This is a genomic window from uncultured Dokdonia sp. (assembly GCF_947496725.1).
Taxonomy (GTDB): Bacteria; Bacteroidota; Bacteroidia; order Flavobacteriales; family Flavobacteriaceae; genus Dokdonia.
On record NZ_CANMDS010000002.1, the window covers coordinates 114,447 to 127,789 of the forward strand.

12 protein-coding genes are annotated in these 13,343 nt (G+C 39.9%); 1 reads left to right on the forward strand and 11 read right to left on the reverse strand.

Annotation, left to right across the window (positions count from 1 at the left end):
- Positions 1-12: 12 nt before the first annotated feature.
- The 11 genes from Q0948_RS04315 to Q0948_RS04365 form a co-directional block, all read right to left on the reverse strand.
- A complete protein-coding gene (locus tag Q0948_RS04315) occupies positions 13-951 on the reverse strand; it encodes a tryptophan 2,3-dioxygenase family protein (RefSeq protein WP_038597618.1) in 939 nt (312 codons plus the stop codon).
- A 101-nt stretch (positions 952-1,052) separates the two neighbouring features.
- Positions 1,053-1,871, reverse strand: coding sequence for a DUF3108 domain-containing protein (locus Q0948_RS04320; protein ID WP_298349050.1), 819 nt, complete (start codon positions 1,869-1,871; stop codon positions 1,053-1,055).
- Positions 1,872-2,032: 161 nt separating this feature from the next.
- The gene (hppD, locus tag Q0948_RS04325; RefSeq protein WP_298349052.1) at positions 2,033-3,193 is read right to left on the reverse strand and encodes a 4-hydroxyphenylpyruvate dioxygenase; all 1,161 of its coding nucleotides are present in this window, start codon (positions 3,191-3,193) and stop codon (positions 2,033-2,035) included.
- 97 nt (positions 3,194-3,290) lie between these two features.
- A complete protein-coding gene (locus tag Q0948_RS04330) occupies positions 3,291-4,451 on the reverse strand; it encodes a homogentisate 1,2-dioxygenase (protein ID WP_038597624.1) in 1,161 nt (386 codons plus the stop codon).
- A 174-nt stretch (positions 4,452-4,625) separates the two neighbouring features.
- Positions 4,626-5,531, reverse strand: a complete 906-nt coding sequence (locus Q0948_RS04335) for a hypothetical protein (RefSeq protein ID WP_298349056.1) — start codon at positions 5,529-5,531, stop codon at positions 4,626-4,628.
- A gap of 26 nt (positions 5,532-5,557) precedes the next feature.
- Positions 5,558-6,805, reverse strand: a complete 1,248-nt coding sequence (locus Q0948_RS04340; protein ID WP_298349060.1) for an FAD-dependent oxidoreductase — start codon at positions 6,803-6,805, stop codon at positions 5,558-5,560.
- Positions 6,806-6,826: 21 nt separating this feature from the next.
- Entirely contained in the window at positions 6,827-7,831 is a 1,005-nt protein-coding gene (locus Q0948_RS04345) for a 4-hydroxyproline epimerase (RefSeq protein ID WP_298349063.1), read from the reverse strand.
- Positions 7,832-7,932: 101 nt separating this feature from the next.
- On the reverse strand, positions 7,933-9,645 hold the full coding sequence (locus Q0948_RS04350) for a DUF885 family protein (protein ID WP_298349065.1): 1,713 nt from the start codon (positions 9,643-9,645) through the stop codon (positions 7,933-7,935).
- Position 9,646: 1 nt separating this feature from the next.
- Positions 9,647-11,143: an aldehyde dehydrogenase (NADP(+)) gene (locus Q0948_RS04355; RefSeq protein WP_298349068.1), complete on the reverse strand. Its 1,497-nt coding sequence runs from the start codon at positions 11,141-11,143 to the stop codon at positions 9,647-9,649.
- Positions 11,143-11,406, reverse strand: coding sequence for a DUF1272 domain-containing protein (locus tag Q0948_RS04360; RefSeq protein WP_298349071.1), 264 nt, complete (start codon positions 11,404-11,406; stop codon positions 11,143-11,145). The genes Q0948_RS04355 and Q0948_RS04360 overlap by 1 nt, the downstream gene beginning before the upstream one ends.
- Positions 11,406-12,320 (reverse strand): dihydrodipicolinate synthase family protein, encoded by a 915-nt coding sequence (locus Q0948_RS04365; RefSeq protein WP_298349073.1) that lies wholly within the window; start codon positions 12,318-12,320, stop codon positions 11,406-11,408. The genes Q0948_RS04360 and Q0948_RS04365 overlap by 1 nt, the downstream gene beginning before the upstream one ends.
- 132 nt (positions 12,321-12,452) lie before the next feature.
- Here Q0948_RS04365 and Q0948_RS04370 point away from each other — a divergent pair, with 132 nt between their 5' ends.
- Positions 12,453-13,280, forward strand: a complete 828-nt coding sequence (locus Q0948_RS04370) for an AraC family transcriptional regulator (protein ID WP_298349076.1) — start codon at positions 12,453-12,455, stop codon at positions 13,278-13,280.
- The last annotated feature ends 63 nt before the right edge of the window (positions 13,281-13,343 follow it).

Sequence of the window (13,343 nt, forward strand, 5' to 3'; positions counted from 1 at the left end):
AAGTATGTTGTTTTAAACGTCCTTTCCCCAGTTTGCAAGCTCTTCTTCACTCCAGACATCTGGAAAGAAAATGCGACGCTGGTACTTAGGGTGCATATATTTGGTCCATTCACTGCCGCCTGTTGCTTCTACAACTTTTTTACCATTATTGAGGTAATGATTTGCTGCGTGATAGTGTGACATCACCCAGGTTACATTTACTGTATAATCATAATGGCGCATTGCATCCAGCAGCTTCTTATCTTCACGAGCTTCCTTAGGCAAGCTTTTAAAGCGAGCGTACAAATTTATGGTATTATATTCTTTTGTAAAGGCGACAAAGTCGTTTTTATATTTTGCCTCAAAGGCAGAGAGTAAATATGACTTTTTACCCGTGTTGTAATCTTTTCCGGCTGCTTGCCAGTACAAGTGTTCTAACGCGTGCTCGTAAGGAGTATTGCGATCTATGCTTTCGCGAAAGCGGGCATCTATAAGGTTTATTAAATCTGTACTTGCAAACTCAATCTTTCTGTACTGCGCGCTTTGAAAACCACTTGCTGGTGTAAGTGTTTTTCTAAACTTCATATACTGCTCTATTTCCATTCCTTCTTGCATTATGCTAAAAGAACTGGTGAGCATATCAAAATAACGACTTATACGGTCCAAACGAGAGCTAAAAAAATCTACCGTAAGATCTGGGTGATGAGCAACCTGCTCTATCTCCCATAGTATCATTTTAAATAAAAGCTCGTTAACCTGGTGGTACATCACAAATACATTCTCATCTGGAAAGTTTGTGCGCGGTATCTGTAAACTTAAGAGTGCATCTGTATGGATATAATCCCAGTAAGTAATGGGTTTACTTTGTAACAAGCCCTCAAGGTGATCGTCTAGATCTTGATCTATTTTTTCATACTTATCATCAAGCTGATTGATGATTTTTTCAATATCTGGCTGTATGGTTTTCTTCATTTATAATTGCGACTATAGAAGCTTAAGTTCTAACTCAAAAAAAGATTAAAAAGTGTGTAGCTATAGTCTCTATCTTATTAAATGGCAATTTACAAAAATCCCTAGTCAAAGACCATCTCAAAAGGATACTTAAGCCCCTTGTAAGCATCAAGATCTGCCTTGAGTGACCCTACAGATAAGCTTGCCTTAATGCGCAAGGGTATTTTATTATCATCATCACTTACCCATATGGTAAGACTTTCTTGCTCTTTAAAAACTCTTCCAGACTGTACCAGTGGTCTAAACACGAGTGTTTTTACTTTTCCAAATTTAGTTCTAATAGTGTCACGCTCTAAAAAACGCATCTTAAAAGGATAGTTTTCTCCATCAAAAAACATCGTGAGATTAATCTCATCCCCCGCCTTTAACCCTTCTGTCTCTAGATTATTACGCAGGTAATACATTGCAGAGACCATATCTTGTATACCCGGCTCTGTATCTATAGTGGTCTTTTTGTTATGCTTTAAATCATTTATGTGTGCTTTATTTGCTTGCTGGTCAAACTCTATCACTTTGTTTTTAGTATGACCACCCTCATCTATTTTGCGCAAGAATTTATAAGGCAAGTCTGTCTTTTTATCTACCCAGCTCTCATAATAATCTTCTACCCCAAAAGCAAGACCTACAATACCCGTAGTCTCTCCATAACCTTTAATATGATGCACAGGCTTGCCATTAAACACCTCATCCTTGATGTCTATAGTTGCATACCCACCCGTGAGCAATCCATAATGCACTCTAAATTTAAGCCACTCTCCTGCTTGATACGAGTCATTGTGCGCTTTAGTTACAGGAGGTTCTGGCATTTGCACAAAAGCTGTAGTTAAAGCAAAGACCGCCAGCAGAATACCTATTATTATATGTTTATTTTTTGATTTCATTTTCTGGGGTTATTTGGTGGTTACACCCTTAGAATACAATTGTTATTCCAAAAATAGGATAACAAAAAAACTTCGCCTTATTTCTAAGACGAAGTTTTCGTTAAAATATTGTGATTCTGAGTAATAAAAGGAATTACGCTTTCGCGAAAGCGCACTCAAAACTACAACGTACCACGCTGTGCTTGCTCCCTCTCTATTGACTCAAAAAGCGCTTTAAAATTACCTGCTCCAAAGCCTTTTGCCCCCATACGCTGTATGATTTCAAAAAATAAGGTAGGTCTATCTTGTAGTGGTTTTGTAAATATTTGTAATAAATACCCATCCTCATCTGCATCTACAAGAATTGATAATTCTTGTAAACGCTCGATATCTTCTTTCATCACCTTCATATGCTCACCCAGACGCTGTGGGATGTCATCATAATAAGTTTGTGGTGGTGGTGGCAAGAACTCAATACCGCGAGCCTTAAGCTGTGCAACCGTTTTTATAATATCATCTGTTGCTAGTGCGAGGTGTTGTACCCCAGCACCTTCATAAAAATCTAGATATTCTTCTATCTGTGATTTTTTGGCAGCCTCTGCAGGTTCGTTTATTGGAAACTTAATGCGACCATTACCGTTACTCATTACCTTACTCATTAAGGCAGAGTACTCGGTGTGGATTTGCTTATCATCAAAAGACAAGAAGTTTACAAAGCCCATTACATCTTCATAAAATTTTACCCATTTATTCATCTGGTTCCACCCTACGTTACCTACCATATGGTCTACATATTTAAGGCCTGTAGGTGACGGATTGTAATCTGACTCCCATACGCGGTAGCCTGGTAAAAAGGCACCCTCATAATTTTTGCGCTCTACAAACATATGAACGGTCTCCCCATAGGTATAAATACCTGCTCTTACCGTTTCCCCTTGATCATCCTTTTCTACAAAAGGTTCACAATATGACTTTGCTCCACGCTTTGTTGTTTCTTCATAAGCACTTCTGGCATCGTCTACCCATAAGGCAACCACCTTTACACCATCTCCGTGTTTTACTATGTGGTCATTTATAGGTGACTTACTGTTAAGTGGCGATGTAAATACAAGACGTATTTTATCTTGCTTTACTACATAGCTCACCTCATCTCTAGAGCCCGTCTCTAGACCTTTATAAGCATATGATTGAAAACCAAAAGCAGTTTTATAAAAATGGGCAGCCTGCTTTGCATTGCCCACATAAAACTCTACATAATCTGTTCCCAGTAGCGGAAGAAAATCTTGCGCTCCTTCAAAAATTTTTTCCAGTCCGTAGTCTACGGATTTTAAGTCTTTTGCCATATTATATATTTATTTACAAGTCTGTAGCACTAGCTCTTAACTTGTCTTTGTATTATTAATTTGTTGTTTTTTAATTTTTCGCGAAAGCGTAACCACCCTAGTGATCTAACCACGACTGGTAGTAACTCTCATCTGCAATGCTCATTGCATCTTTACATACTTTAAGAGGCTTAAAAGTATCTACCATAACGGCAAGCTCTTCTGTACCTTCTTTACCTATACTCTTTTCGGCAGTTCCGGGGTGTGGACCGTGAGGGATACCGGCTGGATGCAGTGAGATGTGACCTGCCTCTACATCTGCCCTACTCATAAAATCGCCATCTACATAATACAACACCTCATCACTATCTATATTACTATGATTATATGGTGCTGGGATACTTAATGGATGGTAGTCATACTTTCTAGGTACAAAACTGCACACTACGAAGGCATCTGTCTCAAAGGTTTGATGTACTGGTGGTGGCTGGTGTATGCGCCCCGTTATGGGCTCAAAATCGTGTATAGAAAATGCATATGGATAATTGTAACCGTCGTAACCCACCACGTCAAAGGGGTGAGAAGCATATACCATCTCAAAGATGTCATCTTGCTTTTTTACTTTAATTACAAAGTCACCTTTCTCATCATTAGTTTCTAGCTCGTAAGGCTGGCGAAGGTCGCGCTCACAAAAAGGAGAGTGCTCCAGCAGCTGGCCAAACCAGTTGCGATAACGCTTAGGGGTATATATAGGCCTGCGAGATTCTACAATAAATAGCCGATTATCTTCTGTATCAAAATCTATTTTATAAATAACACCACGTGGTATTAAAAGATAGTCTCCGTATTTAAAATCAAGATTACCCAAGTGAGTTCTGAGTTTACCTGTTCCTTTATGAACAAAGATAAGCTCGTCTGCATCTGTGTTTTTATAGAAGTACTCTTGCGTGCGTTCTTGGGGAGCAGCAAGTATAATGGTACAATCACTGTTAGTCAGAACGGGTTTTCTACTCTCCAGATAATCTTTTTCTGGTTTGATTTGAAACCCCTTAAAACGGTATGACTGCATATTATTTTCACGAGCAATTTCTGGTTTTACAGAGTATTGCTTGCGTATCTCCTTAACCTGTGTAGGTCTGTGTACGTGATAACTATTTGTACTCATCCCGTCAAAACCTATCGTACCAAAGAGTTGCTCTGAGTATAGGGTACCATCTGGTTTACGAAACTGTGTGTGACGTTTATGTGGGATCTCTCCCAGCTTATGATAAAAAGGCATTTTTATAAAATTTAGATTGTCTTAAAGTTACTCAAAATTCAAGTAAGACATCTATTCAGGGTCCCTCTTTATGAGGAAATTAAGAAGTAGTGGTAAGTATATCCAGCCCTGTGCATTCATATGGTGTAAATATATGGGTTTTTTTACGCTTTCGCGAAAGCGTACTCAAAACTACTACACAAGCGTCTTCAAAACACCTTGAGCAAACTGTCTTGCGCTTGCTGGGTCATTACGTATCCATAATTCTGGCTCTACGATTTCTAGCTCGCCTAAAAGAATATCTCCATTTTCACCCCAGAGTATATCTGCTCTTCCATATGCTGGCATTGTGTTGCAAGCTTTAAAACAATCTTCGGCAAAGGTGATTTCTTCTTGTGTAGGTGAGTAGGGATGTACCGTACCTCCCCAATCATCTTGCACGCGATAGTCACCTTGTTTAGGTTTTTTAAGAATTGCGTGAGTAAACTTCCCATTAAAAACCATAAGTGAGGCCTCGCCACGAGAGGAAATGGTGGGTACAAATGGCTGGATGAGCATATCTCGCTCTGCTACTAGGTTTTCAAAAACCTCTTCATAGTCTGCTCGCTCAAACTCTAGTACCTTATGCGTGTGAAAGGCACCGCCAGCAATAGCAGGTTTTATAACCACATCTTGCCAGTCACGCTCTAAACAAACCTCAGCAATTGATCTATAAGAACCTGTATCTACATACTCAGTGGGCACTATAGCAACACCTTTATCTTGTAAATCTTCAAGGTAGTGCTTATCTATATTCCACTGTATGAGGTCATAGGAGTTAACAAGTTGTGTCTTTGTTTTTACAATCTCTAACCAAGCTGAAAACTCTTCGTAGCGCTCAAAATAATCCCAAATAGTTCTAAAAACCACGGCTCTAGTTTGTGACCAGTCATACTCTGTATCATCCCAAGCAACACAATGTACCTTTAGACCTAAATCCTCTAGTGCTTGAGTAATAAGCTTTCTTTCGTCAAGAATATTTTGCTCATAGGTGGTTATAACTTTTGGGTTAAGGTATTTCTGGCAAGTAAGGATGGTTACATCTATAGTGTGAGCGCTCATCTTGATCTATTATTAATATATTATTCTTAAAACTTTCTGTCTGGATGGAGCATATCTAAGACAACACTAGATGTTTTATTATCTATAATTTCTTGGACTAACTTACCTGTACTAGGTCCTAGTGTCCAACCCATCATAGCGTGACCAGTTGCGATTGTTAGGTTATCACACTTAGCACTTTTACCTATGTACGGCATCCCATCTGCAGATACAGGTCTAAGACCGCACGCAGCGGCTTCCTTTTCTTGCGATGTAATACGCACCTCTGGGAAGTACTTGTTTACTCCCTGGGCTATTGCCTCTACTCGTGTTTTATTAATAGTGTGATTAATACCAGCAATCTCCATTGTTCCGGCAAATCTAGTAAAACCATTCATAGGTGTGATGGCTACTTTTGCTTCGGCAAGTATGGCTGGATAGGTAATTCCCGTGGGAGTTTTAGTCTGTATGCGATACCCTTTTCCGGCTTGTAGTAGGAGGTTAATATTAAGCTTTCGCGAAAGCGTACTCGTCCAGCTACCAGCAGCTAGCACAAACTCATCTGCCGTGAGTACTTCTTTATCTGTTTGCACGCTGGTTATCTTACTGCCAGCAGTTGTTATATCAAGTACTTTTTCTTCTTGCCTAATAACGACTCCCTCACCTAATAAATATGATTTTATCTCCTCCATAAACTCACCGGGTGTGCTATGATGGTCACACTCAAAGTAGGAAGCTCCTACGATATCTAGCGCAGTTCCTGGCATCATTTTCTGTACCTCCTGAGCCGTTATTGTTTTTGCTTGAAGGCCTTCTTTACTTGCGATTTGCACTAACTCATCTTCGTGATGCAGGGCTTTTTCTGTATGGCAGAGCATTAACAATCCTTTTTTCTCAATATGAAATGAGAAGCCCTCTTCTTTTTTTATCTGGTGATAGAGATCTCTGCCCATAACCGCCATTTCTCTCATTACCGGTATGGAGCGATGCACGTGATTTTGATTACAAGACTTATTAAAAGCAAGAGACCATTTTAAGAAGTCTGCATTAAGTCGTGGCTTTATATACAGCGGACTCTTTTTATTAAACATCCACTTTACTCCTTGCTTCATAACCCCTGGAGCTGCGAGCGGAATTAAGTGACTGGGCGACATATAACCGGCGTTTACATAACTGGCTCCATCACTCATTTTAGATTGATCTATAATAGTAACCTGATGTCCAGCCTTGTGTAGAAAATAAGCACAGCTCACTCCTACAATGCCCCCTCCTATTATGATAATATGCTTTGCCATAGTCAAGACCTTTTGTGTTTTCTAAATTACCGAAAATCCGAAAGCATATGGATCTTCTTCATCTATTGTGATTGTATTATGACCATAAATGCGTGCCCAGCCTTGTATACTAGGGATGACTGCTTTATACTCTCCCACCACTGTCTCTTGCTCGACACGGCCTATAAAGGTAGAGCCTATAAAACTCTCGTGCGTGTATGCCTGACCGACCTCTAGCTTTCCTTTTGCATACAGTTGTGCAAGCCTCGCAGAAGTACCAGTACCACACGGACTGCGATCTATAGCTTTATCTCCATAAAAAACAGCATTACGCCCATCTGAAGCGGGGTTAATAGTATCACCCGTCCATAACATATGAGTGACATCTCTTATGGTGTCATTTTCTGGATGTATAAATGCACTGGGGTATTTCTTATTAATACGCTCCCGCACCACCTGGCTCATCTGGATAATCTGGCTAGCTGTAAAATCTTGTACTCCTGTAAAGTTTTTTTGAGGGTCAACAATGGCATAATAATTACCTCCATAGGCTACATCAAAATGTATTATACCCAGCTCTGGACAATCTATCTCCAGATCTGTAGCAGCGAGATATGATGCTACATTAGTAAGACGTACCCAGTCTACTTTATTTTTAGTTTTTTGATAAGCAATTTCTACTAGGCCTGCAGGGGCTTCCATTTTTACTACACCTTCTTTTTTAGGTATAATGAGCCCTTCTTCTATGCCAATTGTTATTGTACCTATCGTACCGTGACCGCACATAGGTAAGCATCCAGATGTCTCAATAAACAAGATAGCAACATCGTTTACAGGGTCGTGAGGAGGGAATAATATACTGCCACTCATCATATCGTGCCCTCTAGGTTCAAACATCAAGCCCTTGCGTATCCAGTCATATTCTTTTAAAAAATGCTGGCGTTTCTCGCTCATCGTTTTGCCCGTAAGTTCTGGACCTCCTTGAGCTACCACTCGTACTGGATTACCACACGTATGTGCATCAATACATTTAAAAATATGTTTCATCACTTATGATTCTGCAATGTTTTGACTAGTGTGAGGTTAGCTATAAATCAATTAAATTACATAGGAATAAAAGGCATAAACGCTAGCTAAACCTTACACTGTCAATTACTTTTTTGTATCCAATCTTTTACTCTTCGATCTAAAATAGCCAGAGTTACAGTACCCTGTTCTAAAATAATCTCGTGAAAATCTCTTATATCAAAACGACTGCCCAGCTCTTTTTCTGCAAGTGTTCTTAGTTCTCTTATTTTGAGTTCACCCATTTTATAAGCTAGTGCTTGCCCTGGCCAGGATATATATCTATCTGTTTCTGTTTGAATCTCGTGTAGTGACAATGCGGTATTTTGTGACATAAAGGCTACTACCTCTTCACGAGTCCAACCTTTTGCGTGTATACCAGTATCTACAACTAACCGGCACGCACGCCACATCTCATAGGTAAGTTGACCAAAACGCTCATACGGTGTTGTATACATACCCATCTCTGCTGCCAGATACTCACAGTATAAGCCCCAGCCCTCGCCATAGGCATTTACATACATATTACGCCTAAACTGAGGAATACTATCACCCAACTCTTGATTAAGCGCCCCCTGTAGGTGATGGCCCGGCACAGCCTCGTGCACAGTAAGAGATGGCAGTGTGTAAAGGGTCCTACTAGGTAAGTCGTAGGTGTTTACCCAGTAATAACCTGGGCTTGTGCTTCCCTTTGGACTACCTACATATCGCCCTCCAGTATACTTAGGTGCAATTGCATCTGGTACTGGTGCGACACCATAGGGCTTGCGTGGTAATGTTTTAAAAAACCGAGGCAGTTGCGCATCTGCACGCTTTGCCATATCACGTGCAATCATTAAAAGTTGCTCAGGAGTTTTGGCATAAAACTGCTCATCTTCACGCAGGAATTTTAAAAAATCTGCAAAGCTTCCTTTAAAAGCTACTTCTTTTATAATCTTTTCCATCTCGCTTTTTATGCGAGCAACCTCTTCAAGTCCTTTGTTATGAACAGCATCTGCCGTGATATCTAATGTAGTATAATAACGTATACGGTTTTGATAATAGGCGTCTCCATTAGGGGTTTCAGATACTCCTATGGTAGTGCGTGTGTTAGGAAAATATTCATTTTCAAAAAAAGCCTTTACACTTTTAAATGCTGGAACCACACTGTTTTCTATAGCTAGCTTTGCTGCGGTTTCTAAAGAATCCTTCTGCTCTTCTGTTATTGACTCTGGAAGATTTAAAAAAGGTGTGTAGTAAAAACTGTCTTTATAATCTGCTACAATTTGTGAGTTATAAGTACTCTCATACCCTTCAAAAATAACTCGCGGCTGCGACACGCCTTTTTTTATTCCTTCTCTTAGTAATGGTACATATTGATTTACCACCTCTGGCAAAGCATTTAACTTGTCAAGATACTTTACAGCTTGCTTGTATGAGGTGATAGGCCGCACCATATAGTTCCAACTGCTATGAAAACCTGAGTCAGACAGTAGCGGATTTAAAAAGCGTTCATACTCATAGTAGTCTACGGTTTCTTGCAGCTTAAATTTTAATAGCTCGAGAGATATCCTTTCCGTTTCTGACAAGGTTTTTGGCGAGATGGTATTAAGTTTTTTGAGTTGCGCTTTCGCGAAAGCGGACTCCTTCCCAAATCGCTCTTTTGAAAACACCCCCAGTGGATGCACTTCCTTACTACCCTCGTTCCATTTAAAACTTTGTGACGCCTCAACACATTGCTTGAGCTGCTCTGTAGCAGTTTGTGCAATAGTCGTTATAGTCATAAAAAAGGCTATCACCCACACTAAATATCTCATACTATTTTAAATAATCTGGCAATAAAGCCGTTGGAAAATCTTGAAAACTAAATGGTCTCACCCATCTCATAATGCTATGGTTACCCACTGCCGTAAATCTACTATCTGTACTTGCAGGATAAGGGCCTCCGTGTGTCATCCCATCTACCACAGCAACACCAGTAGGCACACCGTTATATATAATGCGACCCACTTTATTTTGTAATGCTAGCGTAATGTCTTGTAGGGCTGTAATCTCATTATTTTCTGCAATAATAGTGGCGGTAAGTTGTCCCTCAAGACTGTTTATTATTTTAAGAAGCTCATTTTCATCCTCTGCAAGTACAACCATAGAAAATGGTCCAAATACCTCCTTATGTAATGTCTTATTTGCGATGAAAGAAGTTCCCTCTACTACAGCTAGTGCTGCTGTGGTATGGTTAGGTTTTAATGAAGACCCTACTACTTTAAGAGATACACTCTCTTGTTCTTTTATCTCATTTTTACTTTTCTCGTATCCTTCTTGTATGCGAGTATGAAGCATACAGCCATCGGGAGCGGCCTCAAGATGTTTTGCTAGAATTTCTATAAAATGTGTTGTCTCCTCGCTCTTTACTGTTATAATAAGTCCTGGATTTGTACAAAACTGTCCTACGCCTTGCGTGATAGAAGCGGCATAGGTTTCGGCTATTTGAGCTGCTCTTTTTGAGATTGCCTGTTGTGTTATTACAACTGGATTAATACTTCCCATCTCTGCAAAAACCGGAATAGGAGTCTCTCTAGCTGCAGCAAGGTTATATAATGCTCTCCCTGCGTGGTGACTGCCTGTAAAACCTACTGCTGCTATACCCTTATGTTTTACAAGTTGCTCTCCTACCTCTTTACCACTACTATTAAGGTTAGAAAAAACACCTTCTGGCATTCCCGTCTTTTGTGCTGCTTTTGTAATTGCTGTCGCCACCATCTCACCTGTGCCGGCGTGCATAGGGTGCGATTTTACAATTACTGGGCACCCTGCTGCAAGTGCACTTGCCGTATCTCCCCCTGCGGTAGAAAATGCCAGTGGAAAATTACTCGCACCAAAAACCACTACTGGCCCCAGCGGTATGTATGTCTTTTTTAAATTACCACCTTCATCTTGTAATAACGGTAGCCTCCAAGTGTCATTTTTTACAAGCTCTGCAAACATTCTTAGTTGGCCTAGCGTTCTACCCCTTTCGCCTTGAGCGCGCCCTTCTGGAAGACCACTTTCTTGTATATATATTGTTATAAGATCTGAGCCTAATGCCTCAATCTCATCTGCAATAGCATTTAAAAAGCTTGCGCGTTTAACACCAGGAAGTTTACTATATGTACTAAAAGCGTGAGCTGCTAGGCTACAAGCTTCATCTATTTCTAACTGGGTGGCTTCATAAAAAACTGTTGGGTTATCGCTATTGGTCACAGGGTTTGCTGTCTTGTATGTTTTTGCCCCCTCTGCAGATTGTTTATACCCTATTTGATTTTTACCTGTGATCATTATGCTTTTATGGTTTTAAGGTGCGCTACAATAGCTACTGGTTTATGAACCACGGTTGTAGATGCTGGATATTTTATTAATAACTCTTTAGGCCTAACGGGACGTTTTTCAAATCCTCCTCCACAGTTAGGACATACTTCTTTTAATAGCTCTGTGACACAAGTGACACAAAAAGTACACTCAAAGCTACAAATCATTGCCTCACTAGATTCTGGTGGTAAGGGCACATTACAATGTTCACAAGAGGGTCTTAGCGCAAGCATTAAAGATTTTTATAGTTAGGTAACGTAGGCCTTGTGGCTATTCCTTCTGTTATGATCTTGAGCACGCGCTCTCTTTCTTCTCTAAAAAGCGGTAACCTAGGTGCTCGCACATTTTCTGTACCTATACCTGTATGTACCTCGGCGAGTTTTATGTTTTGTACTAATTTAGGATTTATATCTAACTCTAGTAAGGGCAAAAACCACCTATAGATAGCAAGTGCTTCTTGTATCTTTCCTGCTCTTTGTAACTCGTAAATAGCAACCGTCTCTTCTGGAAAAGCACATACAAGTCCTGCTACCCAACCATCTGCACCCATAAGCAATGACTCTAGTGCAAGTGTATCTACACCTGTCATAATTTTAAGCCTATCGCCAAAGTTATTTTTAATGCGCGTCACGTTTGATATATCTCTTGTGCTCTCCTTAACTGCCTGTATGTTATCGTGTTTAAGTAACACTTCAAACATCGCTAAGGAAACCTCAATTTTATAATCTACCGGGTTATTATAAATCATAATAGGCAGTTTTGTACTACTAGCCACATCACTAAAGTACTGTATCACCTCTTGATCTCCCGCCTTATATCGCATAGGTGGCAACATCATAAGGCCGCTTGCGCCGTCATCTTCTGCCTTTTGAGCCGCGGCAATAGCACCCTTTGTAGACTGCTCTGCAATATTTATCATCACAGGCACTTTACCATCTACATAAGCCACAGTCTCTTTTGTAAGTGTGCGCTTCTCGTGATCTTCTAGCGTACTTGCTTCTCCTAGTGTACCTCCTAGTACTATGCCGTGTACTCCAGCATCAAGTTGTGCTTTTATATTTTTTTTAAATGCTGGTATATCCAGCTCATCAGTATCAGTAAACTTGGTTGTAACAGCTGGCATTACACCTTTCCACTCTATCGCCATACTTTAAATTTTTTATCAAAGATAGCCGTACGACAACCTCTAGATTAAATACTGTTTTATCCATTACTGACTGTATATTATCCAAATATTAAGTTCTTATGTCATTATCAAGCAAAAAAGTATCTTAGCTCTATGAAAGTGCTACCTTTTAAGATACCCAAGCCTACTAATGCTGCCATACTTTTTCAAATTGATGAAGGCGTGTTATACAACTCCCTTCACAATCACGAAGAGGTGCAAATAAGTTTTATAAAAGAGGGATCTGGGACACTCTTTGCAGGAGATGCCGTCCATTCTTTTGTTAAGGGAGACATTATTGTTTTGGGTAGTCACCAGCCGCACGTTTTTAATAGCGATGGTAAGCAGGCGTTAATGCATACGGTGTTTTTTAGTCTCGCCTCCTTTGGAGATACATTTCTGGCACTAGATGAGGGCAAAGGGATTGTAGATTTTTACGCTTTCGCGAAAGCGGGATTTAAAACCTCCATAACGCCAGATATCGCTGCGCTTTTTAACTACATCGCTACGGCAAAAGGTATCTATAAACTGGGCTATTTTATAGAAATTATAACCGCGCTCAAAGTCGCAAAACACACCCCCCTATCTGAATTTATATACGAACGCGATATCTCTGAAAAAGATGGAAAGCGTATGAGCGCCATCTTTGACTACACCTTAAGCAACTATCACCAAGACATTACTCTAGCACAACTTGCCGCTCTCACAGCACTCACGCCACACGGGTTTTGTAAATATTTTAAACAGCGCACAAATAAGACGTATTTTACATTTCTTACAGAAGTACGTATCTCAAAAGCTTGTACTTATCTCGCTACAGATAGCGATCTCACCATAGGTAGTATAGCAGATTTATGTGGCTATAAAACGCTATCCCATTTTAATAAAAGCTTTAAATCTATAAAAGGAATTACTCCCACAGTTTTTAGAAAAGCCAAATGATATATCTCTAATCTAGGCGCTTGTGTTTTTTATAATTATCTTAAGACGATAAAGTGTTAAATA

Bases quoted from the DNA above. Each gene is read 5' to 3' on its own strand.
- Q0948_RS04365 (WP_298349073.1), bottom strand. From the start codon at position 12,320: ATGGCGATAGAGTGGAAAGGTGTAATGCCAGCTGTTACAACCAAGTTT.
- hppD (WP_298349052.1), bottom strand. From the start codon at position 3,193: ATGGCAAAAGACTTAAAATCCGTAGACTACGGACTGGAAAAAATTTTT.
- Q0948_RS04345 (WP_298349063.1), bottom strand. From the start codon at position 7,831: ATGAAACATATTTTTAAATGTATTGATGCACATACGTGTGGTAATCCA.
- Q0948_RS04320 (WP_298349050.1), bottom strand. From the start codon at position 1,871: ATGAAATCAAAAAATAAACATATAATAATAGGTATTCTGCTGGCGGTC.
- Q0948_RS04370 (WP_298349076.1), top strand. From the start codon at position 12,453: ATGAAAGTGCTACCTTTTAAGATACCCAAGCCTACTAATGCTGCCATA.
- Q0948_RS04355 (WP_298349068.1), bottom strand. From the start codon at position 11,143: ATGATCACAGGTAAAAATCAAATAGGGTATAAACAATCTGCAGAGGGG.
- Q0948_RS04315 (WP_038597618.1), bottom strand. From the start codon at position 951: ATGAAGAAAACCATACAGCCAGATATTGAAAAAATCATCAATCAGCTT.
- Q0948_RS04335 (WP_298349056.1), bottom strand. From the start codon at position 5,531: ATGAGCGCTCACACTATAGATGTAACCATCCTTACTTGCCAGAAATAC.
- Q0948_RS04350 (WP_298349065.1), bottom strand. From the start codon at position 9,645: ATGAGATATTTAGTGTGGGTGATAGCCTTTTTTATGACTATAACGACT.
- Q0948_RS04330 (WP_038597624.1), bottom strand. From the start codon at position 4,451: ATGCCTTTTTATCATAAGCTGGGAGAGATCCCACATAAACGTCACACA.
- Q0948_RS04340 (WP_298349060.1), bottom strand. From the start codon at position 6,805: ATGGCAAAGCATATTATCATAATAGGAGGGGGCATTGTAGGAGTGAGC.
- Q0948_RS04360 (WP_298349071.1), bottom strand. From the start codon at position 11,406: ATGCTTGCGCTAAGACCCTCTTGTGAACATTGTAATGTGCCCTTACCA.